This window comes from Mesorhizobium sp. CNPSo 4689 (assembly GCF_057784325.1).
Window position 1 is genome coordinate 45,584 of record NZ_JBWLUZ010000008.1, and the last position, 25,787, is coordinate 71,370.

A 25,787-nucleotide genomic window follows, 5' to 3' on the forward strand; every position below is an offset into this window, starting at 1 on the left:
GGTCGGGTTCTATCGGTGAACGGAGCCGCGGCAGTTTATCCCAACCGCAGCGGCCACGGGCATTATCTAGCTAGGCCTTGCCGATCCCTCCCAGCACATGAAGGTCGCGATGAGCCGGCACACCGTCTTTTGCTCAAGCGGTCGGAACAGTCCCACCGTCGATCACATGCTCTGTCCCGGTAATGGACGCTGCTCGATCGGATGCAAGGAACGCGATCAGGTCGGCGACCTCCTCCGGCTTCGCCGGTCGTCCCAGCGGTATGCCGCCGAGCGAGTTCATGATCACCTGCACTGCGGCGTCGTAGTCAATGCCGGCTTCCTCGGCTATGCGCAGGGCCAGACCGTTGGCCCCCGGATCGGCAATCCAGCCGGGAGAAACCCGCACCACCCGCACGCCCTTCGGAGAAACCTCCTTGGAGATGCTCTTGCTGTACGTGTTGAGGGCTGCCTTGGCCGAGGCATAGCCGGTTGTCGCCTCGGGTAACGGAAGATTTCTCTGGATCGAGGTCACGTGGATAACGACGCCTCTCCCCTGAGCGACCATGCCGGGGATGAGAGCATGATCAAGCCGGACCGCCGGAAAGAAGTTGAGATTGAACTCCCTGTCCCACTCCTCATCCGTGAGCGCAGCAAAGCCGCCTGAAGGGGCGGAAGAGCCGCCTAGCACGTTCACGAGGATATCGAGCCCACCAAGATCACGATGCACCGCGTCGACGACGGTTTGGACCCCCGCCTTGGTGGTCAGGTCGGCTTCGACAAATGCCGCACCGGAGAAGTTCGCCGGCTTGGTGCGAGCGGTGGTGAGCACCCGGGCGCCAAGCTCCTGGAAGAGCGCCACGGTTGCGGCGCCGGCGCCCGAAGTACCGCCGGTGATCAGGGCCCGACGCCCCTGCAGCGTGAGGAAGGGTGTCATACCGTAATCTCCAGTTCTGCGACCTTGTCACCCACCAGGACGAAGAGGAATCGCAGATCAATCGGGCTTCCGGGGAAGGTGCCGACGGCATGGGCCGTCACCTCGGTCTTCCCGTTCTCAGTGGCGATCAAGAAGGGCTCGACCGTGTAGCTGTATTGCTTGCTTTCATCAGCCATCCACTTGCGAATGGCATCACGACCCTTATGGGTCTTGCCCTTATCCTTCACGCTGCCGTTTTCGGTAAAGGCGGCTGCGACAGCATCGGGCCTGCCATCTCGGTCGGCGTCGAAATAGCCTTCGATGCCTTTGGGTAGTTTGATCGTCATCCTGGTCTTCCAATCATGTTTCCAGCCTGTGCCGGCCGTGGGCCGCGACCCTCTGAAGGTCGACCAGGACAATCTAAGGCTGGACGATTGACTTAATAACTGGGACAAATCAGGATGAGGAATTACGAAAAGAGGGACAATGACTCGATCTCTACTGGTCGATCTGGACGCCGTTCTCAGCATCGCCCGCCTTAGCTCGTTTCGGGCGGCCGCGCTCGAGCTTGGCATGTCGACGACGGCACTCAGCAATGCCATCGCAAAGCTTGAGCAGCGCCTAGCCGTTCGTCTGTTCAACCGCACAACGCGAAGCGTCTCGCTAACAGACGCGGGAAAGACATTTGTCGAGCGCGTTGGGCCGGCGATGTCGGACATCCACGATGCAATGCTTACGGTCCAATCTCTTCAGGAAACTCCGACAGGCACATTGCGCATCAATGCCTTTGCAACAGCGGCCCGAGAGGTAATCGAACCGCTCATCCTGTCGTTCATGCGGCGCTATCCTCAGGTGCATATCGATCTGGTCACGGAGGGACGGATCGTCGACATCGTTGCGGCAGGCTTCGACTTGGGCCTGAGGCCGGCCGATCTGGTGCCGACTGACATGATTGCCGTGCCACTCGGCCTGAAACGCAGCAATGCCGTCGTGGCATCACCCGACTTCCTGCGCACTTATGGCAGGCCCACCGTACCAGCCGACCTATACCGGTTTCGCTGCATCCGTGCGCGTCTCCCCAACAACGCCTTGTTTCGGTGGAAATTCGAGAAGGACGGGAACGCTGTTCAGATCGATGTGCAAGGCTCGATGACCCTCGATGAATCAAGCCTTGTCAGGATAGCCGCTCAGAATGGAGTCGGGCTCGGATACGTCATGGAAGCAGATGTGCGCGATGACATTGCCGCGGGGCGACTGGTGCGCGTTCTCGAGGACTGGACGCCCTCTCTGGCCCCACTCGCGCTCTATTACCCTGGCAGGAAGAATCCGCCAGCTGCCTTTACAGCATTCATTCAGGCGGCCCGCGATTTTGCGAATGGGTAACGCTCCGGTGCACAGATCAATGCTTAAAGGAGACGGTTCCAGCGCAGCTCGACGCCAGAAGGGATTCGAACGCTAGACCTCAATCGCGACGGCAGCAACGCGCCTCGTGTCGGTCAATAAAGTTAGCTGTGCCACTGCCTAAAGCGGACACTACCGGTGATGTCCTAGGTCCGAGTGATCGCGGTTCTATCACCGGGCAAAGGAAAGGCCCACGCCGTCGCGCAAAGGCCCCCTTCAACCGCGCCTTGAGTTGGAGTCGTGCGCGCGGCGAAGCTAATGCAAAACTGAGTCTAAGAAACGTATCAAAACCGGGCAATAGGTTGTTTCCTGTTTTTGCGTAAGAGGTCTTGCTAATCGCTCTGCTCGGACCTCGTCAATAATATATGCGAAGTCGGGATGTACTTCGATAATGCCGTCTAGCATCGCGCTAGCCGCCGCCTTCTTTTCGGCCGGCACGCTGCACGTGTCGCCTAGAATTGGCACGTCAGCCAGCATAGCGACTGTGAACTTAATCCTGCCCATATCAGTATCGGCATGCACCCCAGTGGCAAACGAGGTCGAGATGAGAAGGGAGATCAGGAAAGATTTCATTTGGGTTATCCCTCCAACGGCCACGTTGAGGTTTACGTTTCTCGCGCGCGTTGTCAAAGCGCCACAGCGGCCTGTCATGGAGGCCGATCAGACAGAGCACGCCGAAGAGCAGGCAGTAGATTGCGATGAGCCGGTGGAACCAGGTGAGGCTGAGTTCCGCCATCGAAGGCTCGTAGGCGCGCTCGTTGATCCGGCCGTTGCTCACAGCACGAGCTATGATCCATGACGACGGCCACCTGCAAGGTCTGCTTTCAGAGCCGTCACTTCCTGCCATGAACGACCGAGATGGGGTCCGGGAGCCGAATGGCTGCTTTTGCCGACTGGATGCTCGAAAGCTGCCGATCTGCTTCCGGCCCAAAACGCGACGTCCGAGTGGTGGCTTGGCGATGTCCGTAGTTGGCGCAAGCCGGACCTTGCGAGCGATGGCTTAGTTGTGGTCTTTTTTGACAGGCGAGCGAACCGCAAAACTGCCCTCAGCAATCTGGGGGAAGCTCCATCCTCCACCTTAGCATCGCGGTCATGTCTGCGTCGGCATGATCGCTATGCGATGGACTTCCATCTTTTGGCCGATGCCCCTGAGGTTCTCGTAGTTGCGCGACACCGGACGTGATTGGACGATGTCAGCGACGCCCGGCACCTCCATCACCGCTGCACTGATGCAAACTTCGTTCACGTCGGCTAGGCCTTGCACTCGTGCCGCGATATTCACGTCGTGTCCGAAATAGTCGATGCGGTCGTTTAGCGTCACTGCAATCGCCCGCCCCCTGTGGACACCAACCTTGAGGCCGAGTGGACGCGAAGCGGTCCGGTTGAATTGCGACAGTTCTTCGATCATCTCGATGGAGGCGCGGACGGCGTCCTGGGGGCGCTCGAAACCGGCCATGACCGCGTCGCCGATCGTCTTGACGATGGTGCCGGATCGTTCCCGAATGATTTTGTTCAGTATCTCGAAGTGCTGGCGAACAAGGAAATATGCGTTCACGTCGCCCGCGGCTTCATACAAGGGAGTCGACTGCTTTAGATCGGTGAAAAGAAAAGTCACGTCGGAGACTTGAAGGCTCTCGCCTTCGTCCACAAGCTGCGCCTTGTAGAGTTCACTGAAGCTTGGGGTGAGCAGCAACCGCTTGCCGGTGAGAAGCGGTTCATACTCGACCAGATGAGGCTCGAAACCGAAGGGATACTGGACGAACCAGAAGCGACCGCGATCATCGGTCCGGTTCTCGATCTGGATTGTGTGCTTACCTGGACTGAGATCGGCTGTCTGCCGAAACGAGAATCTTCCGTCACCGAGAATCATGTCTCTTGGTGCTGTGGGCCGGTCAGGCAGGAGGAAGCGGCCCGACTCGAGCTGGACCGTTGTCCGTTGCGGATCCGCCGGCTCCCCGTCTGCGAAGAAGACCAGAAGGAGTTTGTGGCTCAGATCCAGTACCTCGAAACGGCCTGCTGTGACGTCGAAGTCGAAGCTTCGGTCCTCGTGGGGCTCTATATCGGCGAAACCCCGCGAGAGCGCGGCGACCAATTGCTGGTGCGTCATCCCATGCGGCGCGATGAAGCCCTTGGAAAAGTTGTAGCGGAGGTAAAAATCCTCGACAGACAGCACTTCGGGATGCCGGAACCTGATGTCCCGCACGCCGCTCGAGATCGTAAAGGTGACCTGAATGTAGTCGTCCAGCGCGACATCGTTGATCGCGTTGCAAAACGCGCACTGAAAGCGCGGATGGACCTGGTCAAGTTCGCGAAAGCTCCCGGCGACTTGTGGGCAATATGCGCAGATGAGGAGCCAGTCCATCTCGAACAGGCCCACCTTGGCGGCATGCACGAACAACTCTATTGCGTCCGCCTCGGAAAGGTCGACAGCGCTGCCGTATTGGATTGGGTTGACGCGAAAGAGATCATAATCATCGGCAGTGCGGATGAAGCGTTCGAGCTCCGGTAGAACGTTTGGTACCCAGTCTCTTGCCGATCGGAGTGCGCCGAGGCGCTCGCTCAGGACACTATCGTTCACCGGAGACAGGACACTCATCTCATGCACCCTACCTGACGGACTGACTACGCTATCGGCCCCCGGCCGAAATCCGCGGCGGACGGTACCATCGCCTCGTCCGGGTCGATGGCCCCCAGGCTCTCGACGATCTCGAAACGGCCGTTCTGCGCCTGGGCGATATACATGTTCATACGGACGTGGTGCTGGCCAGGAACCATTTCTGCGGGACCGCCCGGCCCTTCGACGATCCTTGCGTGATCGAGGGCTGCGATGACGTCCTCCTGGCGGAGCGAGTTGGCCTCGTTCACGGCCGCCGCCCAAAGCTTCATCCCTCTGTAGAGGCCCGAGCAAGCGCTGCCGCCCGTGAATTGCTCGTTGCCGCGATAGCGCTCGTCGTACGCGCGAAGCAGCGTCTTGCTGAAGGGATCGCTGACGTTCTGGTAGTAGTCGAGGCAGCCGTAGAGGCCTTCCACATGCGGCGGCGGCAGCAGGCCGAGCAGATTCTCGTCGAAATACGTGCAGATTAGCCGCCCGCCGCGGTTCTGGAAGCCAGCGTCATGGAGTTGCGCGAAAAATGGCACGACCCCAGGCGGAACGATGGTATTGAACACCACCTCCGCTCCGCTGGACATGATCCTCTCAACCGTTTCGCCGTATTCCATGTGATCGAGCGGATAGTATTCCTCGCCGACGATGCTGCCACCTTCGGCGTTGACGAGCTGGCGGACCCTCTCGTTCATCACGTGCGGCCAGATGTAGTCTGCGGACGGGAGGTAGAATGTCTTGGCCCCGGTCTTGCGCATCAGCCAGGGAATGAGCGGGTCGAGCTGCTGCGCCGGCACTGGGCCGGTGCAGAAAATCAGTGGGTCGCATTCCTGGCCTTCGTATTGCTCGGGGTAGATGTAAAGCGTCCTGCCCTTCACGACGGCTGGGCCTTTGATGGCCTGCCGCGTGGAGCTGTAGATGCCGCCGAAGATCACATCCACCTTGTCCTGCGCCACAAGCTTGGCCGCCTTGGCCTCCGCGACAGTGTCGGTCGTTGCGCCGTCCTCGAGATAGAGCTCGATCTTCCGCCCCAGCAGTCCGCCGTCGGTGTTGATCTCGTCAACCACCATCCTTGCCACGTTGGCGTTGGCGCGGCCCATGAACGAAAGTGCTCCTGTCTCTTCCGCGATCATGCCGACTTTGATGGACGCTTGCGCCATAGCAGATACCTCTCATCCGCCCACATCGAAACTCATGAGCCGGCTGTAGCCGACCACACCGGCAGCGAGGATGGCGGTCAAACGACGCTGCACTGCCTCCTCCGTCATTTCGGGTGACCCCCTCTGATGGGTAACGGCCCTGTCTGGAGTCGAACTCGCACACAATAGCAGGGTCGGAGTTTGGAGCAATCGAGGGCTGGACATGGTTCATGCTGCCTTCGTCCGCGCCAACGGAGTTACGATGCGTATCCGGAAAACCGCTTTGGGTTCAGCATTTGCCCGTGCTCAGGCCCTAAGGAAGTCGGCAGGGTCGAGACGCGACATGCGCGGACATGACATAATTGGCAAGGTCCGGTCCTGGCGCAAGCCGGACCTAGGGAGCGATGGCATAGTTGTGGTCTTGTTTGGCAGGCGAGCGAACCGCAAAACTGCCCGCAGCATGGCCGGCGCTAAAGCATTGATATTGCTGTCGTCAAAACCTAGGGATTTTTTGGGGCTACTCCCCAGCTTCGGAGAATGATGGGCATTCGGAGAACAGTTTGGGGGAAAACGTGGTCTTCGCACTCCCCAGCTTTCGACCCAAACGGCGCAAATGCTGGGCTTTGTCGACCCTGCAAACGAGCCAGAGAATTGTTCGGAATTTGAGGGTGGTAGCGGGAGAGGGACTTGAACCCCCGACCCCAGGATTATGATTCCCGTGCTCTAACCAACTGAGCTACCCCGCCAGGGCGGCGAAAGGCTCGAAATCCGCCTTAAATTGCAAGGCATGTCGAGGCGTTCACCAAGGTCGCGCGGATATAAGGTTGGGAGGGCAAGCCTGTCAAGCTTCGAAGCGGCCTGCGTGCCGGCATAATCTCGCCATCGAAAAGCATTGCCGGGCAGGCAATCGAAAAGGGGTGCGGGGTTGAGTTCGACCCGGCACGTCGCTATGTCTCGGCCACGATTTTTAGAGTTTGAAAACAATGAAGCCGCGCATTGCAGTCCTTGGTTGCGGATACTGGGGCAGCAACCACATCCGCACCCTCAAGGGGCTGGGCGCCTTGCACGCGGTTTCGGACGACAATCGCGCCCGCGCGGAAGGCTTTGCCAGCGAGCAGGATTGCCTGGCGATCGAGCCGGAGCAGTTGTTCGTTCGCGACGACATCGACGCCATCGTCATGGCGCTGCCGCCGCAGTTCCACGCCGACATGGCGGTGCGCGCCGTCGAGGGCGGCAAGGACGTGCTGGTGGAGAAGCCGATCGCGCTGACGGTTGACGATGCCGAGCGCGCGGTGCAGGCAGCGAAGGACAATGGCCGCGTCTTCATGGTCGGCCATGTGCTGCGCTTCCACCCGGCTTTCGAGACGCTGAAGGCGCTGATCGACAAGGGCGAGCTCGGTGAAGTCCGCTACATCCACTCGCATCGCCTCGGGCTCGGTAAGTTCCATACCGAGAACGACGCGCTGTGGGACCTGGCGCCGCACGATCTGTCGATGATCCTGGCGATCACCGGCACCGAGCCGATCGAGGTCAGGGGCGAGGGTGCCGCACTCCTCGACAATCTCAGCGACTTCGCGCATCTGCACATGCGCTTCCCCAACGGCCTGCGCGGCCATCTCTTCGCCTCGCGGCTCAATCCCTATCGCGAGCGGCGGCTGACCGTGGTCGGCACCAAGGCGATGGCGGTCTTCGATGATGTCGAGCCATGGGAGCGCAAGCTTGCCGTTTACCGCCACGCGGTATGGCAGGACAGCGGCCAGTGGGCCTTCACCGCCAACGAGCCGTCCTATGTGGCGGTCGGCGAAGGCATGCCGCTGACCAGGGAGCTGGCGCATTTCATCCAGTGCATCGAGACGCGGGCCGAACCGCGCACCAGCGGCGAGGAAGCTATCAGGGTTCTGCGCATCCTGACGGCGGGCACCATCACCCACAGCAAATCCAGTTCCTGAGAGACCGTTTGGAAGCTCTACTCCGGCGGTCATCTGATGGCGTTTTCTGCGCTTCCGGTGCTCACGGACCCAAATGTCCGCTGCGCTCCGGTTCTCGAAACCACCACCATATGACTCGCCAGAGCGAGTTTCGAAACAGTCTCTGAGAGAAAAAGCCGCCCTTATTCGGCGGGGATATGTGCCGGGCGGGCGGCAAGCCGGCTCAGCATGGCCTCGGCCTCGGCGCCGCGCTCGGAGCGCTCGATGAAGCCGCCGCCGAACACGCGGGCCTCGTTGCCGTCGTCGGAATAGAGCACGCAGGCCTGGCCGGGCGCGATGCCGGACTCGCCGTCGACCAGCTCCACGGAGGTGACGCCGTCGCGGTGATGCAGTACGGCCGGGCGTGGCGGGCGCGTCGAGCGGACCTTGGCGAACAGCTCAAGGCCGCCGACGGGAACGTCGGACAGCGGCCCATCGCCCAGCCAGTTCATGTTGCGCAGATAGATCTTGTGCGTCTCCAGCGCCTCGCGCGGACCGACGACGACGCGCGCCCGGTCGGCATCGAGATGCACGACATAGAGCGGCTCGCCCGAGGCGATGCCGATGCCGCGGCGCTGGCCGATCGTGTAGCGCAAGATGCCTTCATGGCGGCCGAGTACGCGGCCGTCGATATGGACGATGTCGCCAGGGTTGGCGGCAGCCGGCTTCAACTTGGCGATGATGTCGGAATATTTGCCCTGCGGCACGAAGCAGATGTCCTGGCTGTCCTGCTTGGCGGCGACTGTCAGCCCCATCTCCTCGGCAATGGCGCGAACCTCGGGCTTGGAAAGCCCGCCGAGCGGGAAGCGCAGATAGTCGATCTGCGCCTGCGTGGTGGCGAACAGGAAGTAGCTCTGGTCGCGGTCGGCGTCTACCGGCCTGTAGAGCGCGCGGTGCGCGCCGTTGGCGCCGTTGGCGCCGGAGCGGATGTAGTGGCCGGTGGCCAGCGCGTCGGCGCCAAGCTCCTTGGCGGTCGCCAAAAGGTCGGCGAACTTCACCGTCTGATTGCAGGACACGCAAGGGATCGGAGTCTCGCCGGCGACATACGAGTCGGCGAAGGGGTCGATGACCGCCTTGCGGAAGCGCTCCTCGTAGTCGAGCACGTAGTGGGGAATGCCGAGCGTCTCGGAGACGCGGCGGGCATCGTCGATATCCTGGCCGGCGCAGCAGGAACCGGCCCGGTGTGTTGCCGCGCCATGGTCGTAGAGCTGCAGTGTGACGCCGACGACGTCATAGCCTTCGCGTTTCAACAGGCCGACGACGACCGATGAATCGACGCCGCCCGACATGGCGACAACGACACGGGTGGTTTCGGGACGTCCTGGAAGGTCGAGGCTGTTCATGGTTCTTTCGTTCTGCGTGGCGCTTGAATGCCAATGGCCGGAATATAGGTCAAGCACCTGCGCGGCGCCAGCATCTCGCGCCCAAGCGATTTTTGCCTGTGAATCCAGCGTCCGATGGCCGATATTTCAAATGCCGACGAAAAGACTAACGCGGCGTTCATGATCCTTACCTAGCTATTAGGGTTCGCTTAGGCAATTTTTAAAGCTGTGGCGGTACTGTGGCGGGGATTGGGTCTTTGAGTTTTTTGTAGAGAGTACGATGACCGATCTAGTTAGACCGCGAGTCAAATATGTTATCGGGCCTGACGGCAGCCCTCTCACGATTGCCGATCTGCCGCCGACGAACACACGGCGCTGGGTTATTCGGCGCAAGGCGGAAGTGGTGGCTGCGGTACGCGGCGGCCTTTTGAGTCTTGAAGAGGCATGTCAGCGCTACAAGCTCACCACCGAGGAATTCCTGTCCTGGCAGGCGTCGATCGATGAATACGGCCTTGCCGGGCTGCGCACGACGCGCATCCAGCAATACCGGCACTAGACAAGGCCGGGTCAAAGATAGAGGGCGCGGCAATGCCGCGCCCTTTTGTTTTGCTGGAACGATCCCTGTACCTCAGACCGTCAGCACCACCTTGCCGATCGGCCTGGTGGCGAGAAAGGCATGGGCGGCACCGGCTTCTTCCAGCGGCAGAGCCTTTGCCACGTGGACGGCGAGCTCTTTCGCATCGATCAGTCCGCCAAGCTCGGCAAGGCCGTCGCGATCGGGCACGACGGACATGCGCTCGACACGGATATTGCGGGCGCCAGCGTCTGCTTTGGTGGCGTCACTGACATCGAGCAGCGACACCAGAACGCCGCCGTCCCTCAGTACCTTCAGTGAGCGTTGCGCATGGTCGCCGCCGATCGGGTCCAGCACCAGGTCGATATCGCTGGCCTTGCTGGTGAAATCGCCCGTGGTGTAATCGATGACCTCATAGGCGCCGAGCGAGCGGACGAAGTCGAGCTTTTCCGGGCTGGCCGTGGCGATGACATAGGCGCCGCGCGCCTTGGCGATCTGCACCGCCAGATGACCGACACCGCCGGCCGCCGCGTGGATCAGCACGCGCTGGCCCTGTTTCAGGCGGCCATGGCGAATGAGGCCCTGCCATGCCGTCAGGCCGGCCAGCGGCAGCGCGGCGGCTTGAACGTGGTCGATGCCTTCAGGCTTCGGCGCGATTTCGTCCACTGGCGCGACCGCCAGTTCGGCATAGGCGGCCGCTTGCCTGGGAAAGCGCGGCATGCCGAACACCGCGTCGCCGATCTTGAGGCCGGTCACGTCAGGGCCCAGTGCCTCGATGGTTCCCGAGATGTCCCAGCCGAGGATGAAGGGCGGTTCGCCAAGCAGCGGGAAATAGCCGGCACGAACGGCGCCATCGACGGGGTTGATGCCTGCCGCCTTGACGCGGACAAGCACCTCGCCGGCCTTTGGCGAGGGGGCGGGCCGATCGGCGATGACGAGGACGTCGGGCCCGCCGACGGAGTTCTGGATAATGGCACGCATGGAAATCTCCTGCTGGTTGGTGCCACTATCATTTGGATAGTAATATTCTCTAGTCTAGTATGTACCTTTTCTATATATAGGTACCTCATGGATAGTGAAGACAACTCCTCGTTCGGTTACGACGCCTTCCGGCGGACGTGCCCATCGCACACCGTGCTCGAGACGCTGGCCAACAAATGGGTCTATCTGGTCGTTTGCGCCTTGCGCCGCGGCCGGCTGCGCAATGGCGAACTGGCGCGCAAGCTCGAAGGCATCACGCCGAAGATGCTGACGCAGACGCTGCGCATCCTCGAACGCGACGGCATCGTGCGGCGCGAGATCTTTCCGGTCATTCCGCCGCGGGTCGAATACGAGCTGACCGAACTCGGTCAGAACCTGGCGGGACTGCTCAATCAGATACGGTCCTGGTCGGAGCAGCATGTGCCCGACATCAAGGATGCCCGCGCGCGGGCATCCTTGGAATCTCAAGAGGATTCTGTGGCGCGGGGCTGAGGCCGGCATCAGCCTGGTCAGGTTCCGGCCGCGGCAGCTTCGATGGCGTTCCGGGAACGCCGATTGGCCTGTTTTTCAGCCGATCATGGCGCTGCGGCCACCCAGTTCGGCATCGCGGATCTTGGTGTCGCGCGATTCGAGCATCTCCGCCTTGGAAAGCTCCGCTTCAGCTTCGCCGAGTAATGATTCGGCAATGCTTCGCTGCTGGGCGAGGTCGCTTTGAGAATTTCTGAGGTTGTCGCGGCGCAAGCGTGCCGCCTTGGCGAAGGTCGGATAGGCAAAATGGTTGATGTCGGTGATGCCGGCCTTCTTCTCTTCAGCGGTGATCTGAAGCTCCAGTTCGACAGCCATCCGTTCGAACTCGGCGATCATCATGTCGAGCTGCAGCAGCTGCCGCCGCTTCTCATTCACCTGAAACTGCTTCAGCCGAACGAGGTTTTCACGTGACTTCATGATTCGGTACTCCCGGAAACGCACACCCGCACATATCGTCCAAACCGCCTGGAAAGGCCCAGGCGCCACCCGTTTCCCCCGGCTTTCCCCGAACTATGGGAAACAAACTCCTAAAGTTTTTTGCCGTTGGTAACCATTCGTTTACGGGCATTGTTAATCATACGGGCGAGGACTTAAGGCCGGGTAAAAATTCCGGTTTTCGGCGGAAAGCCAACCGGCGAGTCCCTGGAGTCACTTAGGCTGACTTATTAATGTGGTGCATTAGCGGTTTGGGTCTGTGATTCGTTATTAGATTCAAGAGGGTGTAGAAAGGGGTTAAAAAATCTGATATCGTCCTTGGCACGAAATTAGGTTTTGTTAACCATTCGGTGGCACCTTCTGTTCAGGCAATCACTGCTCCGGTCCGGGACGGGTCGTGACATGGACCGGCAGCAGAAAAGGGGAATGAAATGCGTGTTCTGCTGATTGAAGATGACAGTGCAACCGCACAAAGCATCGAATTGATGCTGAAATCCGAAAGTTTTAATGTTTACACGACCGATCTCGGCGAAGAGGGCGTCGATCTCGGAAAGCTCTACGACTACGACATCATCCTTCTCGATCTCAATCTACCTGACATGTCGGGTTACGAGGTCTTGAGAACACTTCGCCTCTCCAAGGTGAAGACGCCGATCCTGATCCTGTCCGGCATGGCCGGCATCGAGGACAAGGTGCGCGGCCTCGGCTTCGGTGCCGACGACTATATGACCAAGCCTTTCCACAAGGACGAGCTGGTGGCGCGCATCCATGCCATCGTGCGGCGCTCCAAGGGCCATGCCCAGTCTGTCATCACCACAGGCGACCTGGTGGTCAATCTCGACGCGAAGACCGTCGAAGTCGGCGGCCAGCGCGTTCACCTGACCGGCAAGGAATATCAGATGCTGGAGCTGCTCTCGCTGCGCAAGGGCACCACGCTGACCAAGGAAATGTTCCTCAACCACCTCTATGGCGGCATGGACGAACCGGAACTGAAGATCATCGACGTCTTCATCTGCAAGCTGCGCAAGAAGCTTGACGCCGCGTCCGGTGGCCAAAATTACATCGAGACGGTCTGGGGCCGCGGCTATGTGCTGCGCGAACCGGAAGACATTCGCGTCAGCGCCTGAGCAAAGACCTTCGTTTGATTTTCCAACAAAAAACCCGGCTTCGGCCGGGTTTTTGCATGCTGGGCGTTGAAGCCGCCCGCTATCCGATGCTGGCGAATCAGGCGGCGATTTTCAGGGCACGGAAACGCTCGAGCAATTGCGGTCGGTTGAACGGCTTCAGCAGATAACCCTGAGCGCCGGCGCGCTTTGCCTTCATGATCGAGGCGACGTCGACCTCCACGAGCGAAACCAGGATCTGCGGCTTGACCACGCTCTCGATGGCGCGGATGCGGCGGATGAGGTCCACGGCCTGCACATCCGGCAAGGCGCCGTCGATGACGATGACATCGGGCATGTCGGCGGCGCACATCTCGATCGCGTCGAGCCCCGTGGCCGCTTCGATCACGGTCAAATCGGAGCCGCCAAGGATGCGCTTTGCAACCTTCCTGATGACGCTCGAATCGTCGACGAACAGGCAGCGTTTCATTTCCGGGTCCTCTCAGCCATCTGGCGAACCGGCAATCTGCGGGCAACCACGAGGCATACTAGAGCAATCTGGTAAAGAAGCCGAAAAGCCGTTAGGTAAAGTTTTTGCAAAGATACGCCGCGCGTCTTTTTCGTCGTGAATGCCGCGAGACCAAGCCGGCAAAACTTGCTCTGCCTGAATTATCGCCGAATTAACAAATATTAGCAGAAATAAATACTTTAGCTGTTCTTGCCGACTGGCGAAGGGGTTCAGGCCGCCGACAGCACGATCTCCTCGGCGGTCGCGTGGATCGAGATCGTCATGTTGGCCTCCCGCGCCAGCAGCAGCGTGTAATATGGCTGCACCGAATGGGCGTCGATCGGCTCCTCGGGCTTGTGGCCGGAATGAAGCTCCAGGAATTTCGGCGGCACGCGCAGCATCGGGCCGGCGGCCGACAGCGCAAAACGCGGCTCGGTGTCGAGATTCTCCAGCGTGACCACAAGCTTGCCGCCGCGCGGGATGGCAGCGTTGGCGACGAGAAGGAGGTTGAGCAGCAGTTTGACCTTGTTCTTGGGCAGCAGCGCGCGGGGCCCGTTCCAGGAGAGTTCCGGCTTTTCGTTCTTGAGGAAGGCGATGGCGACTGCTTCGGCATCTCCGGTATCGATCATCATGCCGGCCGAGCCTGCTGCGCCGAAGGCGATGCGGGCAAATTGCAGGCGGGCCGAAGCGTTCCTGGCGCTCTGGCGGATCAGCTTCATGGCGTCTTCGTCGGCGCCGCCCTCATCGAGCAGTTCGAGGCCGTTGTTGATCGCGCCGACCGGCGAGATGATGTCATGACAGACCCGGCTGCATAGAAGCGCTGCAAGATCCGGTGCTGAAAGGGTGAACAGTTCGGCCATGGGCGAAGTCCCTGATAAAATCCACGTACTCATGGCCGAGCGATCAATTGTCGCGCCTGCCCACACGAATCACGCTCTCTCCCCAGGTCATCTGAATACACAGCGCCCGTGCGTGCGGCAACAAATCCAAAATTGTCGTTAGCGAAAATGGTGCGTTCACGCAGGATTCCCGGCCTGCGCAGGCGGTTCGAAGCCGGTGTGTGAGGAGCGCCAGCCTTTGAACTGCCATCTTCATGTGGAAGCTTAATGGTTGAAAAAGGATTACGGCATAGTTTGCCTGTGACAGTTACCCCTAGTGGCCGCCAAGAGCCACATGGGTGCGAGGCGTCGGCGAAAGTGCTCCCTGACGGAGATTGGAAGCATGTTTTCCCGATTCTACGACCGGAGTTTTTTCCGAGTCATCTCAATGACGATTGCCCTGATGGGCGTTCTCGTCTTTTCGACCTCCGCGCTGCGGGCCCAGGAATACACCGCTCAGGAGATCGTCGATTCCGGCCATAAATTCTTCGGCGCTACGTCGGGCGGCCTTGCCACCGTCGTCGAGAAGATTTTCGCTTCCTATGGTCTGCCCAACGGCTATCTGCTTGGCGAAGAGGGCTCCGGTGCGCTGATCGGCGGCCTGACCTATGGCGAGGGAACGCTCTACACCAAGAACGCTGGCGACCATAAGGTGTTCTGGCAAGGTCCGTCGCTCGGCTGGGATTTTGGCGGCGAAGGCTCGCGCGTGATGATGCTGGTCTACAATCTCGATGATGTGAACAGCCTCTACAACCGCTTCGGCGGCGTCGCCGGTTCGGCCTATGTGGTGGCGGGCGTCGGCTTCAACGTGCTGCAGAACAACAGGGTGCTGCTGGTGCCGATCCGCACCGGCGTCGGCGCCAGGCTTGGCATCAATCTCGGCTATCTGAAGCTCACGCAGCGGCCGACCTGGAACCCGTTCTGAGCGGGCATATTGATATTCAGGTGAGGCCGGCCTGACCTGAATCTCAGCATGCGTTCCGCTCGCGATCGTGCCATCGGGGGATTTTGTGAGGTCGCAGGCTGAACGTGGCCGCGGCACACTCTTGCCGCGGCGCTGGATTTCCGTCATGCGAAGATGGCAAAGTCGAGCTTTGGCGGTTGTTGCCATCATAGCGGATAGTCACCTTGATCCAGTCGATCCTGTTTTTCGCCCTCGGCTTTCTCTGCGCCGGCTTTCTGGCGCTGCTGGTCGCTCCGGCCATCTGGCGGCGGGCCGTAGCGCTGACGCGCAGGCGATTCGAGGCGTCCATGCCGTTGACGCCGGTCGAAATCCAGGCCGACAAGGACCGGATCAGGGCCGAGTTCGCGATGTCGGCGCGCCGGCTGGAGATGAGCGTCAAGGCATTGCGGGAGAAGGCGGCCGAACAGCTGGTCGAGATTGGTCGCGGGCGCGAGGCCCTCAAGGGGCTGGCGGTCGAGCGGAAGGACAAGCAGCAGGCGCTTTCCGAACTGGAGGCCAGGACCCAAGAGCTTCATCAGCGCGAGGAGCAGTTGCAGCACCTTTCGGACAAGCTCGCGCAGAGCGAGCGCATGCTGGAGAAGCGCGCGCTCGAGCTCGAAAAGCTGGAGCATATGTATGACGACGCCAGCTTCTCCTCCAGCAACCGCCAGATCGAACTGGTGGCGCGCGAATCCGAATTGGAGAGCCTTGCCAACGACATCGCCGTGCTGCGCAGCCAGCGCAAGGAGGCGGACCGGCGCAATCAGGAAACCGCGGCCGAAAGCAAGGCCGCGCGCGAGGCCTTGAAGGTGGAGAAGAAGAGAACCGTCGAGCTCGACAAGAAGGTCGAGCGCCTGCTCGCCACGCTTGCCGATCGTGAGGAGAAGCTCGACCGCCGCGAGAAGGAAATGGCGCGGCTGCGCGAACGATCGAAGGGCGAGGCCGAGGCAAACGCTCCGGCGGCGCTGCTTGCCGGCGGAGGCGACAGCCTGACTGCCGTCAGGAGCGACGACATCGAAAAGGCGATCGCCAAGCTCGATGGCGACCGTGAGCGGCTGGAGGCGCGGCTGACGACGCTGGCCCGCGAGAACAAGCGTCTCAAGGCGGATCTCGGCGCGCTGGCTGCGTCCAGCCCTACGAATGGCAGCGCCGCATTGCGCGAGCAGATGAATGAACTGGCGGCGGAGGTCGTCCACCTGACGGCCAAGCTCGAAGGGCCCGATTCGCCGATCGCCAAGGCATTGGCGGCACCCTCGGATACCAGATCCGGCCACCGCAGTCTTGCAGACCGCGTGCGGGCGCTGCAGAAGGCGGATTCACCGACCTGAAAGTTGGGGGCCGCGCGCCGAGCGAGACAGGCACGACGCGCGTTGTCGATGACGGGTTTATGCGATCAGCAACGCGAAAAATGATGCAGGGCGATGGCTGAGGCGGCGGCGACGTTCAGGCTGTCGAAGCCTTGCGCCATATCGATCCGCACCGTTTTCAGGCGGGCGAGCAGGTTTTCGGGCAAGCCTTCGCCTTCGGTGCCGAGATAGAGCGCCAGCCTGGCCGGCCTCCTTGCATCACGAATGTCGGCATCGCCGCGAGGCGACAGCGCGACCTGGCTGAAGCCCAGCCGGTCGAGCATGGCGATGAAGCCGCTGGTATCGTCGAAGGAGGCGAAGGGAACCTTCAGCGCCGCGCCGACCGAGACGCGGATTGCCTTGCGGTACAGCGGATCGCAACAGGTCGCATCGAGCAGCACTGCACCGGCGCCAAAGGCGGCGGCGTTGCGGAAGATCGAACCCATATTGTCATGATTGGCGATGCCGACCAAAACGACGACCAGCGCATTGGCAGGCAGGGCCTCCAGCAAGGCCTCGGCCGGCTGCGAGGCGCCCCTGCTGCCGATCGCCAATATGCCGCGGTGCATGTGAAATCCGGCGATCCGGTCGATGATCTCGCCGCTGGCGATATAGACCGGAAGGTCCGCCGGCGCCTTGCGCAAGGTCTCGTCGAGACCGGCCAGCCGGTTCTCGAGAACCAGAACCGATTCGGCGGCAAAGCGGCCGGCCGACAGCAGGATTTCGAGCACCACCTTGCCTTCGGCAACGAAACGGCCGTGCCGGCCAACAAGGTCGCGCTCGCGTATGTCGAGATAGGCAGCGACACGCGGGTCTTGCGGATCATCAATGTGGATCAGGTCCATGCATTGCCTCGGCCTGCTCGCATCGATCCGAATGTGGATTTTCGGAAAGCGATGCGCGGATATGACATGGAGAGCGGCGTGCGCCCAGATGGACGCACGCCGCTCGAAAAGTCGTCAGCGAGATAAGGAACGATCGGACCTGCCGGTCAAGCCCCGGCGCGGCGCAGGCGATGGGCCATCTGCGACAAGTCGCCGTCGCCGAAAATGCCGTCCAGCATGCGAAGCAGCTCGCGCGCGGCTTCGGACTTGCAGGCATAGTAGATCATCTGCCGGTCGCGGCGGGTCTCGACAAGATCGAGCGCCCGAAGCTTGGCCAGATGCTGCGACAGGGCGGATTGGCTCAACTGGATCTTGTCGGCGATGGCGCCGACCGACATTTCACCGTCCATCAGGTAGCTCATGATCAGCAACCGTTTCTCGTTGCCCATAAGCGTGAGGAACGTGGCTGCTGATTCGGCGTTGGCGAGTAGCTTGCTCGAGATCATCGATGCCCCATGTTTTTGAGCTCATCCTGACGCTATGGGGGCAATAGCGTCAGATTCCATAAATTCACGTGTGGATGCACGCTGCTGAATCAGCGTCATGTGCGAGGGTAGAACATTTCTTCCAAATCTCAAGACTTGCTTTTGATTCAAGGCAATTAACTATCGATCTTGTGAATAGCCGGCTGCGCGTCCGGCCTTGGCCATATCGACCAGGACCGGCCGCAAATCGCGGGCCGTCTTCAGCGGTTCGGGGAAGAAGACCCGGCATATGGCGTCGCCCGAGGCCAGGTCCATGCCGTCGGCGTCGAAGCCGGTGGCAATCCAGCCATCGCCATCGGCCTTGGCATAGTGATGCGCATAGATGGCGATCGCGTCGAGGTGGTCGGCATTCATGTGGTCGAGAGCCGATTGTTCGCCGGCAGCCAACTCGTCGACGACCGGCCCGGTGGTGACCAGGTCGCTACGATCGAGCAGGTAGGCCTTGCCGAAGCCGCCATTGAGGCTGGCGCGCTCGGGCTCGAGCCGGAAGATCGAGAAGTCACCTAGCCCGGCATAGAGCCGTGCCTTGGGATTGCGGTTGAGATAGCGCCGCTCTGCGTGGGCATGCTCGTCCGATCCACGCTCGAGCCGCCGCGCCCGGCAGACCAGGGTGACACGCGGATGCGCCAGCGGATCGCCCTTGCCCGGTTCGCCGACTAGCAGCGAGCAGCGCGGGTCGGCGAGGATGGCACCTGTATGCGCGGACAGCATCGACACCAGGATTAGCGGCGCGCCGTCAACGTCGGTGGCGACGCCGACCCTGCTCGCCAATGGCGATCCGGTCGTGGGCTCGATGACAGCCAGTGCGCTGAAACGTGCGCTGCGGATCAGCGTCCTTGCCAGCCGGATCGCTTCGGCGTCCGTCTCGCGGATGACGTCCTTGTTCCGATCAACCAAAAGTGTTCACCGTCATAAGTTGATTTTCCTTCTCCACTTATCAACCGATCACGCCTGATTTGACAAGGGCTTCGACCTCGCCTTGCGCAAAACCGAAACGCCTCAGCACCATCACCGGCTGGAGATCGTGTTCGTCCGGCTTTGTGGCAAGCGTTGACGGCGTTTGCGAGAAGCGCGGCGCTGGGGCAGGGCGATCGAGCCTGCCTGCTTTTACAAAGGCGCTGCGGGCATGATTGTGCGGATGGTTTTTGGCTTCCTGCAGCGATAGCACCGGCGCGACGCAGGCGTCGGTATCCGCAAACAGGGCGGCCCAGTCGTCGCGCGTCTTCCGCTTGACCCGAGCGGCGATGGTGGCACGCATCTCCGGCCATAACGCCTTGTCGAACTGGCCGCGCACAAAGTGCTCGTCGAGTGGCAGCAGCCTGGCGAATTCGGCGAAGAAGCGGGGTTCAAGGCAGCCAACGGCGACATGGCGTCCGTCCTCCGTCTCGTAAGTGTCGTAGAAGGGCGCGCCGGAATCGAGCAGGTTTACGCCGCGTGCATCCCGCCAAAGGCCGGCCGCCATCAGGGCATGGACTGGCGCCGCCAGCATCGAGGCGCCCTCGACCATTGCCGCGTCGATGACCTGGCCCTTGCCGGAGCGCGAGCGCTGGAACAGCGCGGCCAGCACGCCGGCAATCAGCATCATGGCACCGCCACCATAGTCGGCGACGAGGTTGAGCGGCGGCACTGGTCTGCCTTCCTCGCTGCCGATGGCGTGCAGCACGCCGGAATAGGCAAGATAGGTGATGTCGTGGCCGGCGCGGCCGGCGAGCGGCCCATCCTGGCCGAAGCCGGTCATGCGGCCGTAGATCAGCGCCGGGTTGCATGCCAGCACCGGATCAGGCCCGAGGCCGAGCCGTTCCATGACGCCGGGACGAAACCCTTCGATCAGCATGTCGGCCTTTTCGACAAGGCTGAGCAACAGTTCTGCGCCTTCGGGGCGCCTCAGGTCGACGCTCAGGATGGAGCGGCCATGGCGGTCGAGGTCGTATTCTTCCGGCCGCGCCATCAGAGGCTGGCCGGAGCCCGCCCGTTCGATGCGCACCACCTCGGCGCCCATCTCGGACAGCATCAGGCCAGCCAGCGGCACCGGGCCGAGGCCGGCCATCTCGATCACGACCAGACCGCTGAGCGGGCCGCTCCTGGCCGGTACGGGAGTGCTCATGGCTGGCTATTTCGGCGCCATGCGGATGGCGCCGTCGAGACGGATGGTCTCGCCGTTCAGCATCTGGTTCTCGACGATATGGAGCGCGAGTGCTGCGTATTCGGAAGGCTCGCCCAGACGAGACGGGAAGGGCACGGCGGCACCCAGCGAATCCTGCACCTCCTGCGGCATGCCGGCCATCATCGGCGTCCTGAAGATGCCGGGTGCAATCGTGCTGACGCGGATGCCGGAACGCGCAAGGTCGCGGGCCACCGGCAGCGTCATGCCGACGACGCCGCCCTTGGATGCGGAATAGGCCGCCTGGCCGATCTGACCGTCATAGGCCGCGACGGAAGCGGTGTTGACGATGACGCCACGCTCGCCGCCTTGCAGCGGCTCGAGCTTCGCCGCCCGGTCGGCGAAGAGGCGGATCATGTTGAAGGTGCCGATCAGGTTGATCTCGATCACCTTGCGGTATTGCTCGAGCGGATGCGGACCATCCTTGCCGATCGTCTTCACGCCGATGGCGATGCCGGCGCAATTGACCAGGATGCGCGGTTCACCGAGCCGCTCCGCCACTTCGGCGAAGGCGGCCACTCCGCTGTCGCTGCTGCTGACATCGCACTGGACGGCAATGCCGCCAATATCGGCCGCCACCATCTTCGCACGGTCGATGCCGACATCGAGGATGGCGACGCGCGCGCCCTTGGCGGCAAGTGCTCGGGCTGTCGCCTCGCCGAGGCCGGAGCCGCCGCCGGTGACGATCGCAATTTGGCCATTGGGGTTCATGGCGGCGTCCTCCACAGATTTTGGATGATGCTACGAAGCTCGCAGCGCAGGCGCAACCGGCAGGATAGCCTCAAGCCATGACCGGGACGGGATCGGAAACCCGCGCCACGTCCGCATGGCAGACCTCGCCCGACAGCCGGGCCACGGCGCCTGGTACGATCTCGTGCGACAAAAGCCGGTCGAGGTCGACCGGGCGTGGCATGGAGATCTGCCCGCGCGGGATCCTCTTGAAGCCGAGCGGGCCGTAATAGGGCTCGTCGCCAACCAGCATTACCGCCGGCATGCCGGCCTTGGTGGCGGCCTCCAGTGCGATTGCCACCAGCCGGCGGCCGATGCCGAGATTCTTGAAGGCAGGCCGCACCGCGAGCGGTCCGAGCATCAGCGCGCGGCCGGCGCCGGCCGCGATGCGTGTCATCCGCACCGAGGCGACGACAATATCGCCGTCAACGGCAACGAAGGACAAAGCGCGCTCATGCCCTCCGGCTTCGCGGATCTTGTAGGCAGCGAGAACGAAACGGCCCGGCCCGAAGGCCTCGTCGTTGATGGCTTCGATTTCGGGATCGTGCGCCGGGGTTTCCGGCAGGTATTTCACGTCGGCAAGGCTCATGGTCTTTGCGTTCCGGTAGAGGAGGAAAGGTTTGCTGCAAACGGCAGCGTTCGCCAGTCAGCGCTTCATCAAGCGCGGGCGTCCTTTCGTCGTCGGTCGAACCGGATTGTGGCAAAGTCGAACATGCGGATTGTCCGCTAGCATCAAATTCCGGCCGCTGCAATCGGCCGTTTTCGTCCGCCGTTTCGGCCGAGTGACGGTCTGTTCAGCACATGACGACTTCGGCAGGGCAACCTTGTGCCTACATGCACCATTAACACGCAAGGAGTTTTGCATGGGATTGCTGATCGAAGGCAAGTGGCAGGATCGCTGGTATGATACGGCGGACAGCGGCGGCAGGTTCGTGCGGGCGCCGGCGCAATGGCGCGACTGGATCACCGTTGACGGGGCGCCGGCGGAGGGGCGAAAGCGCGGCTTCAAGGCCGAGCCCGGACGCTACCACCTCTACGTCTCGCTTGCCTGCCCATGGGCGCACCGGACGCTTTGCGCGTGCTGAAGAAGCTGGAAGGCATCATCTCCGTCTCGGTCGTGCATCATTTCATGGGTGCGGACGGCTGGACGTTCCTGGCCGAGGACGGCGCCACCGGCGATACGCTTTACGGCCTCGATTTCCTGCACCAGATCTATGCCAAGGCCGGTCCTGCCTATTCCGGCCGGGTGACGGTGCCGGTGCTGTGGGACAAAAAGGAACAGACGATCGTCTCCAACGAGTCCTCCGAAATCATCCGGATGCTCAATTCGGCATTCGACGAATGGGGCGATGCGAGCCTCGACTTCTATCCCGAGGACCTGCGCGGCGAGATCGACCGCGTCAATGCGCTGGTCTATCCCGCCATCAACAACGGCGTCTATCGGGCCGGCTTTGCCACCACGCGACGCGCCTATGAAGAGGCATTCGGCGAATTGTTCGCCGCACTCGACACGCTCGAAGAGCGGCTGTCAAAGCAGCGCTATCTCGTCGGCGAGCGCATCACCGAGGCCGACTGGCGGCTGTTCACCACGCTGGTGCGCTTCGATCCGGTCTATGTCGGGCATTTCAAATGCAATCTGCGCCGCATCGCCGACTATCCGAACCTGTCGAACTATCTGCGCGACCTCTACCAGGTGCCCGGCGTCGCCGGCACGGTCAACCTGCACCACATCAAGGCGCACTACTATGCCAGCCACCGGACGATCAATCCGACCGGTATCGTGCCGGTCGGCCCGGAATTGGACCACGCTGCACCGCATGACCGGGGGCGGTTCGGAAAAGCCGCATGATCTACCAGTAGGGTGAGGGCTTTTCGCCGTGAAAAATCTCGGCGATCCGGCGCAGCGTCGCCGGGGTGGTTGCTTCCGGCAAGTTGTCGAGCGGGAAGAAGGCGGCTTCGGCGATCTCGTGGTCCGGCAGCTTCGGCGCCGTCTGGCTGAAGCCTTCGATCAGATAGAGGCCGACATGGTCGCGCTTGCTGGAACGGCTGTTGAAATGCATCGACCTCAGCACCGGCGGAGCGATCAGCGCGATGTTGCCCTCCTCGGCAAGCTCGCGCGCCAACGCCTCGACCAGTGTCTCGCCGGTTTCGACGCCGCCGCCCGGCAGTTGCCAGCCCGCAACATAGGTGTGGCGAATCAGAAAGACGCTGTTGGAACCGCGGTCGTGAATGAGGCCGCGCACGCCGAGCGTCATCGGCCGCCGCAGCAGGAAATAGAGATGGAACAGCCTTGATCTCAGGCCCGGCCAGCCGGTCTGGCGCAAGGCCAATTCCGGGTCTGACGTTGTCGTCATCCGTGAAACCATGAGTGGTAAGCGGGGGCCGCGTCGCTTATGAATGAGGGATGTTCAGGCTCGCGCATATTTCCGATATCCATCTGGGACCGCTCCCCGGTGTAACCTATCGCGAACTCGCCTCCAAGCGCGTGGTCGGCTACGTCAACTGGCAACGCAACCGCCGCCGCCACATGCACGACGCGGTCATCGACACGCTGCTTGCCGATATGAAGGCCAGCGCCCCCGATCACCTCGCGGTGACGGGGGATCTGGTCAATCTGGCGCTCGACGGCGAGATCGAAATGGCCAGGCACTGGCTGGAGACACTGGGTTCGCCGCATGACGTGTCGGTCGTTCCGGGCAATCACGACGCCTATGTGCCGGGCGCTTTCGACAAGTCCTGCCGTTCCTGGGCGGCGTGGATGACCGGCGACGACGTCAACACACCGGTCGACCGCCATTCTTTTCCCTATTTGCGGGTACGCGACAACATCGCGCTGATCGGCGTTTCGACGGCGCGCGCCACCGCCCCATTCATGGCCAATGGCTTCTTCAGGGAGGGCCAAGCGCAGAGGCTCGGCCGAATGCTCGACGCGACGGCCGAGCGCGGCCTGTTCCGGGTCATCATGATCCACCATCCGCCGGTGCGAGGCGCCGTTTCGCAGTACAAGCGGCTGTTCGGCATTGCGCTCTTCCAGAAGATCGTTCGCCGGCATGGGGCCGAACTTATCCTGCACGGCCATTCGCACGATCCGAGCCTGTTCTTCATCGGTGGCCGCGGCGCCAAGATCCCGGCCGTCGGTGTCGCAGCCGCCGGACAGGGGCTTGGCAGCAGGCACCCGGCCGCGCAGTACAATCTGATCGATATCGACGGCGACAAGGGCAACTGGCGGATCCGCTTGACGCGACGCGGCCTGACCGGGCCAGCTCTTCCGCCTTCGGAGCTGCAGGTGCTCGAACTTGGCGCCGATGCCGAAGCATCGCGCCAGCTGGTCAGAAGCTGATCTTCATCGCCACAAGGCGGTCCCAGAACAGCACGATCGACACAGCCAACCCAACCAAAGCGCCGGCAAAGATCAGGCCGAGGCCGGACAGGAAGGCCGACCCGGCCTTGCCGCGCTGAGCAGCCCGCAATGGCGGCTCGGCTTCGGCCACCGCGACACGCGTCATGCCGGAGGCGGCGTGCTCGACCCCGCCCTCCATCATCCTTTGACGTTCGACGACACGCTCGGCAACATAGCGCGTCACCTGGTCGGCGACGATTTTCATGTCGGTCGATTCGGCGAGAACCACGCGGCCGATGCGGGTATCCCTGAGAAACCGGTAGGTGCGGCGATCCCGCCCCATGGCGACATGGCTGACCGCATCGATCCACAGGCGCGGCTGCAGGCCAGACGATACGGCGAAGTCGAAATTGTCCATATCGGCGGGCACATCGGCAAAGACGGGAGCGAGCTCGGCGGCAAGCAATTCGAGCCGCATGCGGTGCGCTTCGCGCAAGTCGACGACCACGTCGTCGCGGTCGGCAAAGGCGTTCTTCACATCGCGAATGGCATCGGACAGGTTTCGCGACGGATCGATCGGGGTGATTTTCTCGCCTGTGTCCTTCATCGGCGTTGCCTCGCGGTTGGTTAACAGCGAGTTAACATAGTCGTCGGCAAAATGCACCCGCGAGATAATGGCTGCGGTTCAGCTCGCCGCCGCGTCAAGTCTCGGCTGAAGGCGCCTGCGGCGGCGGTTCATGTTGCGGCGCACCGCCGTGGCGACAAGGTCAGGCGCTTCCTCGGGCAGCATGTGGCCGGCCTCCAGAACATGGTGCAGATGAAAATGCACGGGCATATCGTCGGCCTGGCAAACCGGCAGCACAGCGTCGTCCGTTCCCCAGACAACCATCACCGGCATTTTCAACGTTTCGAGCTGTTCGCGCGGGATGGCGCCCTGCCGGTCATCCCTGGTCATGGACGCGGCAAACTCGACAAGCTTTTGCAACTGACCCGGGCGTCGACGCATCTCGTCAAGCACATCAACGACGTGCTCCGGGGGTTGGCTCAGCGGCCCGGACATGGCGGCGAGACAGGTACGGATCGCACTTTTGCCGGTGGCGGCCGCATAGCGGCGCAAGAGAGGGCCGTTGATTTCCGGGCCAAAGCCGCCCGGCGCCAAAAGTGTCAGCGAGGCAATTCTTTCGGGCTCGGCCAATGCCATCAGCACAGCCACCGCGCCGCCCATCGAATGGCCGACCAGGTGCACCCTTTTCATGCCACGCGCGGCAAGGTCCGTCAGAGCGGCCCGAGCGGCCGTCCTGGCCGAACCACTGCCAGGGAAATCGAGAGAAAGCCCATACCCGGGAAGGTCGTAGGCCAGCGTCCGCATGTCGGGCGCAAGCATCGACGTCACGTCGCGCCAGACCTCATGGCAGCCACCGAAGCCGTGCAGGAAGGCGACAGTCTTCGGACCGATACCGCGTTCGGCAGCGTGGAGGGATGAACTCATGAAAACTGATGATTGTTGCAGAACCGGACGGGTAGCGAACTCCAGATTGTGGCTGGATTGCTCCCAGACCAGATCGATGG

27 protein-coding genes, 1 tRNA gene and 1 pseudogene are annotated in these 25,787 nt (G+C 61.9%); 9 read left to right on the forward strand and 20 right to left on the reverse strand.

From position 1 onward, the window contains the following. Positions 1-133 precede the first annotated feature (133 nt). A complete protein-coding gene (locus AC04SI_RS14180; protein ID WP_006203598.1) occupies positions 134-913 on the reverse strand; it encodes an SDR family oxidoreductase in 780 nt (259 codons plus the stop codon). Beyond that, complete coding sequence (locus tag AC04SI_RS14185; RefSeq protein ID WP_006203597.1) at positions 910-1,239, reverse strand: nuclear transport factor 2 family protein; 330 nt, start codon at positions 1,237-1,239, stop codon at positions 910-912. The genes AC04SI_RS14180 and AC04SI_RS14185 overlap by 4 nt, the downstream gene beginning before the upstream one ends. 139 nt (positions 1,240-1,378) lie before the next feature. Here AC04SI_RS14185 and AC04SI_RS14190 point away from each other — a divergent pair, with 139 nt between their 5' ends. Then, positions 1,379-2,275 carry a LysR family transcriptional regulator gene (locus tag AC04SI_RS14190; protein ID WP_006203596.1) on the forward strand — a complete coding sequence of 299 codons (897 nt, stop codon included), beginning with the start codon at positions 1,379-1,381 and terminating at the stop codon, positions 2,273-2,275. Positions 2,276-2,548: 273 nt separating this feature from the next. Here the strand turns inward: AC04SI_RS14190 and AC04SI_RS14195 are convergent, their stop codons facing one another. From AC04SI_RS14195 to AC04SI_RS14210, 4 genes are all read right to left on the reverse strand, one after another. Beyond that, a complete protein-coding gene (locus AC04SI_RS14195; RefSeq protein ID WP_488474373.1) occupies positions 2,549-2,866 on the reverse strand; it encodes a hypothetical protein in 318 nt (105 codons plus the stop codon). Positions 2,867-3,383: 517 nt separating this feature from the next. Then, positions 3,384-4,889, reverse strand: a complete 1,506-nt coding sequence (locus AC04SI_RS14200; RefSeq protein ID WP_488474374.1) for a DUF5939 domain-containing protein — start codon at positions 4,887-4,889, stop codon at positions 3,384-3,386. A gap of 26 nt (positions 4,890-4,915) precedes the next feature. Further along, a complete protein-coding gene (locus AC04SI_RS14205) occupies positions 4,916-6,055 on the reverse strand; it encodes a substrate-binding protein (protein WP_192177984.1) in 1,140 nt (379 codons plus the stop codon). Positions 6,056-6,703: 648 nt separating this feature from the next. Continuing rightward, positions 6,704-6,780 (reverse strand) — tRNA-Met (locus AC04SI_RS14210). Positions 6,781-7,017: 237 nt separating this feature from the next. On the opposite strand from AC04SI_RS14210, the gene AC04SI_RS14215 reads away from it, so the two are divergent. Further along, complete coding sequence (locus AC04SI_RS14215; protein ID WP_488474375.1) at positions 7,018-7,983, forward strand: Gfo/Idh/MocA family protein; 966 nt, start codon at positions 7,018-7,020, stop codon at positions 7,981-7,983. A gap of 161 nt (positions 7,984-8,144) precedes the next feature. Here the strand turns inward: AC04SI_RS14215 and mnmA are convergent, their stop codons facing one another. Next, entirely contained in the window at positions 8,145-9,344 is a 1,200-nt protein-coding gene (gene mnmA / locus AC04SI_RS14220) for a tRNA 2-thiouridine(34) synthase MnmA (protein ID WP_488474376.1), read from the reverse strand. Positions 9,345-9,603: 259 nt separating this feature from the next. On the opposite strand from mnmA, the gene sciP reads away from it, so the two are divergent. Beyond that, complete coding sequence (gene sciP, locus AC04SI_RS14225) at positions 9,604-9,879, forward strand: CtrA inhibitor SciP (protein WP_006203587.1); 276 nt, start codon at positions 9,604-9,606, stop codon at positions 9,877-9,879. 72 nt (positions 9,880-9,951) lie between these two features. Here sciP and AC04SI_RS14230 read toward each other — a convergent pair whose 3' ends face one another. Next, entirely contained in the window at positions 9,952-10,878 is a 927-nt protein-coding gene (locus AC04SI_RS14230; protein ID WP_488474377.1) for an NADP-dependent oxidoreductase, read from the reverse strand. 87 nt (positions 10,879-10,965) lie between these two features. On the opposite strand from AC04SI_RS14230, the gene AC04SI_RS14235 reads away from it, so the two are divergent. Then, positions 10,966-11,370 carry a winged helix-turn-helix transcriptional regulator gene (locus AC04SI_RS14235; RefSeq protein ID WP_488474378.1) on the forward strand — a complete coding sequence of 135 codons (405 nt, stop codon included), beginning with the start codon at positions 10,966-10,968 and terminating at the stop codon, positions 11,368-11,370. Between the two features lie 75 nt (positions 11,371-11,445). On the opposite strand, the gene AC04SI_RS14240 is transcribed toward AC04SI_RS14235, so the two are convergent. Next, positions 11,446-11,823 carry a flagellar export protein FliJ gene (locus tag AC04SI_RS14240; protein ID WP_120014776.1) on the reverse strand — a complete coding sequence of 126 codons (378 nt, stop codon included), beginning with the start codon at positions 11,821-11,823 and terminating at the stop codon, positions 11,446-11,448. 449 nt (positions 11,824-12,272) lie between these two features. Between AC04SI_RS14240 and ctrA the strand changes: the two genes are divergently transcribed. Next, entirely contained in the window at positions 12,273-12,968 is a 696-nt protein-coding gene (gene ctrA, locus AC04SI_RS14245) for a response regulator transcription factor CtrA (RefSeq protein WP_006203583.1), read from the forward strand. 97 nt (positions 12,969-13,065) lie between these two features. On the opposite strand, the gene AC04SI_RS14250 is transcribed toward ctrA, so the two are convergent. After that, on the reverse strand, positions 13,066-13,434 hold the full coding sequence (locus AC04SI_RS14250; RefSeq protein ID WP_404280509.1) for a response regulator: 369 nt from the start codon (positions 13,432-13,434) through the stop codon (positions 13,066-13,068). Between the two features lie 248 nt (positions 13,435-13,682). Beyond that, a complete protein-coding gene (gene chpT, locus AC04SI_RS14255; RefSeq protein WP_120014775.1) occupies positions 13,683-14,312 on the reverse strand; it encodes a histidine phosphotransferase ChpT in 630 nt (209 codons plus the stop codon). A 361-nt stretch (positions 14,313-14,673) separates the two neighbouring features. Here chpT and AC04SI_RS14260 point away from each other — a divergent pair, with 361 nt between their 5' ends. Together AC04SI_RS14260 and AC04SI_RS14265 are read left to right on the forward strand one after the other, a co-directional pair. Beyond that, entirely contained in the window at positions 14,674-15,255 is a 582-nt protein-coding gene (locus AC04SI_RS14260; protein WP_404280508.1) for a DUF1134 domain-containing protein, read from the forward strand. 203 nt (positions 15,256-15,458) lie between these two features. Continuing rightward, positions 15,459-16,601: a coiled-coil domain-containing protein gene (locus AC04SI_RS14265; protein WP_404280507.1), complete on the forward strand. Its 1,143-nt coding sequence runs from the start codon at positions 15,459-15,461 to the stop codon at positions 16,599-16,601. A 65-nt stretch (positions 16,602-16,666) separates the two neighbouring features. Here the strand turns inward: AC04SI_RS14265 and AC04SI_RS14270 are convergent, their stop codons facing one another. The 6 genes from AC04SI_RS14270 to AC04SI_RS14295 form a co-directional block, all read right to left on the reverse strand. Continuing rightward, positions 16,667-17,464 (reverse strand): TrmH family RNA methyltransferase, encoded by a 798-nt coding sequence (locus tag AC04SI_RS14270; RefSeq protein WP_404280506.1) that lies wholly within the window; start codon positions 17,462-17,464, stop codon positions 16,667-16,669. 146 nt (positions 17,465-17,610) lie between these two features. Then, positions 17,611-17,949, reverse strand: coding sequence for an ArsR/SmtB family transcription factor (locus AC04SI_RS14275; RefSeq protein ID WP_192177992.1), 339 nt, complete (start codon positions 17,947-17,949; stop codon positions 17,611-17,613). A 159-nt stretch (positions 17,950-18,108) separates the two neighbouring features. Beyond that, complete coding sequence (locus AC04SI_RS14280) at positions 18,109-18,885, reverse strand: HugZ family pyridoxamine 5'-phosphate oxidase (protein ID WP_404280505.1); 777 nt, start codon at positions 18,883-18,885, stop codon at positions 18,109-18,111. 40 nt (positions 18,886-18,925) lie between these two features. Continuing rightward, positions 18,926-20,092 carry a CaiB/BaiF CoA transferase family protein gene (locus tag AC04SI_RS14285; protein WP_404280504.1) on the reverse strand — a complete coding sequence of 389 codons (1,167 nt, stop codon included), beginning with the start codon at positions 20,090-20,092 and terminating at the stop codon, positions 18,926-18,928. A 6-nt stretch (positions 20,093-20,098) separates the two neighbouring features. After that, positions 20,099-20,860, reverse strand: coding sequence for a 3-hydroxyacyl-CoA dehydrogenase (locus AC04SI_RS14290; protein ID WP_404280503.1), 762 nt, complete (start codon positions 20,858-20,860; stop codon positions 20,099-20,101). Between the two features lie 70 nt (positions 20,861-20,930). Beyond that, positions 20,931-21,467, reverse strand: coding sequence for a GNAT family N-acetyltransferase (locus AC04SI_RS14295; RefSeq protein ID WP_488474379.1), 537 nt, complete (start codon positions 21,465-21,467; stop codon positions 20,931-20,933). 274 nt (positions 21,468-21,741) lie between these two features. Here AC04SI_RS14295 and AC04SI_RS14300 point away from each other — a divergent pair. Beyond that, a pseudogene (locus AC04SI_RS14300) lies at positions 21,742-22,727 on the forward strand (glutathione S-transferase family protein). Between the two features lies 1 nt (position 22,728). On the opposite strand, the gene AC04SI_RS14305 reads toward AC04SI_RS14300, so the two are convergent. Beyond that, entirely contained in the window at positions 22,729-23,232 is a 504-nt protein-coding gene (locus AC04SI_RS14305) for an NUDIX domain-containing protein (protein ID WP_404280492.1), read from the reverse strand. A 50-nt stretch (positions 23,233-23,282) separates the two neighbouring features. On the opposite strand from AC04SI_RS14305, the gene AC04SI_RS14310 reads away from it, so the two are divergent. Then, positions 23,283-24,218 (forward strand): metallophosphoesterase family protein, encoded by a 936-nt coding sequence (locus AC04SI_RS14310; protein WP_404280491.1) that lies wholly within the window; start codon positions 23,283-23,285, stop codon positions 24,216-24,218. Here AC04SI_RS14310 and AC04SI_RS14315 read toward each other — a convergent pair. Further along, positions 24,208-24,825, reverse strand: a complete 618-nt coding sequence (locus AC04SI_RS14315; RefSeq protein ID WP_404280490.1) for a hypothetical protein — start codon at positions 24,823-24,825, stop codon at positions 24,208-24,210. The two genes, AC04SI_RS14310 and AC04SI_RS14315, sit on opposite strands and share 11 nt — an antisense overlap. Before the next feature lie 78 nt (positions 24,826-24,903). After that, positions 24,904-25,707, reverse strand: a complete 804-nt coding sequence (locus tag AC04SI_RS14320; protein WP_404280489.1) for an alpha/beta fold hydrolase — start codon at positions 25,705-25,707, stop codon at positions 24,904-24,906. Positions 25,708-25,787: the final 80 nt, after the last annotated feature.

Coding starts and splice junctions, on each gene's coding strand:
- AC04SI_RS14215 (WP_488474375.1), top strand. CDS start 7,018: ATGAAGCCGCGCATTGCAGTCCTTGGTTGCGGATACTGGGGCAGCAAC.
- AC04SI_RS14260 (WP_404280508.1), top strand. CDS start 14,674: ATGTTTTCCCGATTCTACGACCGGAGTTTTTTCCGAGTCATCTCAATG.
- AC04SI_RS14270 (WP_404280506.1), bottom strand. CDS start 17,464: ATGGACCTGATCCACATTGATGATCCGCAAGACCCGCGTGTCGCTGCC.
- sciP (WP_006203587.1), top strand. CDS start 9,604: ATGACCGATCTAGTTAGACCGCGAGTCAAATATGTTATCGGGCCTGAC.
- AC04SI_RS14195 (WP_488474373.1), bottom strand. CDS start 2,866: ATGAAATCTTTCCTGATCTCCCTTCTCATCTCGACCTCGTTTGCCACT.
- AC04SI_RS14295 (WP_488474379.1), bottom strand. CDS start 21,467: ATGAGCCTTGCCGACGTGAAATACCTGCCGGAAACCCCGGCGCACGAT.
- AC04SI_RS14180 (WP_006203598.1), bottom strand. CDS start 913: ATGACACCCTTCCTCACGCTGCAGGGGCGTCGGGCCCTGATCACCGGC.
- AC04SI_RS14285 (WP_404280504.1), bottom strand. CDS start 20,092: ATGAGCACTCCCGTACCGGCCAGGAGCGGCCCGCTCAGCGGTCTGGTC.
- AC04SI_RS14315 (WP_404280490.1), bottom strand. CDS start 24,825: ATGAAGGACACAGGCGAGAAAATCACCCCGATCGATCCGTCGCGAAAC.
- AC04SI_RS14205 (WP_192177984.1), bottom strand. CDS start 6,055: ATGGCGCAAGCGTCCATCAAAGTCGGCATGATCGCGGAAGAGACAGGA.
- ctrA (WP_006203583.1), top strand. CDS start 12,273: ATGCGTGTTCTGCTGATTGAAGATGACAGTGCAACCGCACAAAGCATC.
- AC04SI_RS14290 (WP_404280503.1), bottom strand. CDS start 20,860: ATGAACCCCAATGGCCAAATTGCGATCGTCACCGGCGGCGGCTCCGGC.
- chpT (WP_120014775.1), bottom strand. CDS start 14,312: ATGGCCGAACTGTTCACCCTTTCAGCACCGGATCTTGCAGCGCTTCTA.
- AC04SI_RS14250 (WP_404280509.1), bottom strand. CDS start 13,434: ATGAAACGCTGCCTGTTCGTCGACGATTCGAGCGTCATCAGGAAGGTT.
- AC04SI_RS14190 (WP_006203596.1), top strand. CDS start 1,379: ATGACTCGATCTCTACTGGTCGATCTGGACGCCGTTCTCAGCATCGCC.
- AC04SI_RS14310 (WP_404280491.1), top strand. CDS start 23,283: ATGTTCAGGCTCGCGCATATTTCCGATATCCATCTGGGACCGCTCCCC.
- AC04SI_RS14240 (WP_120014776.1), bottom strand. CDS start 11,823: ATGAAGTCACGTGAAAACCTCGTTCGGCTGAAGCAGTTTCAGGTGAAT.
- AC04SI_RS14185 (WP_006203597.1), bottom strand. CDS start 1,239: ATGACGATCAAACTACCCAAAGGCATCGAAGGCTATTTCGACGCCGAC.
- AC04SI_RS14320 (WP_404280489.1), bottom strand. CDS start 25,707: ATGAGTTCATCCCTCCACGCTGCCGAACGCGGTATCGGTCCGAAGACT.
- AC04SI_RS14235 (WP_488474378.1), top strand. CDS start 10,966: ATGGATAGTGAAGACAACTCCTCGTTCGGTTACGACGCCTTCCGGCGG.
- mnmA (WP_488474376.1), bottom strand. CDS start 9,344: ATGAACAGCCTCGACCTTCCAGGACGTCCCGAAACCACCCGTGTCGTT.
- AC04SI_RS14200 (WP_488474374.1), bottom strand. CDS start 4,889: ATGAGTGTCCTGTCTCCGGTGAACGATAGTGTCCTGAGCGAGCGCCTC.
- AC04SI_RS14275 (WP_192177992.1), bottom strand. CDS start 17,949: ATGATCTCGAGCAAGCTACTCGCCAACGCCGAATCAGCAGCCACGTTC.
- AC04SI_RS14230 (WP_488474377.1), bottom strand. CDS start 10,878: ATGCGTGCCATTATCCAGAACTCCGTCGGCGGGCCCGACGTCCTCGTC.
- AC04SI_RS14305 (WP_404280492.1), bottom strand. CDS start 23,232: ATGACGACAACGTCAGACCCGGAATTGGCCTTGCGCCAGACCGGCTGG.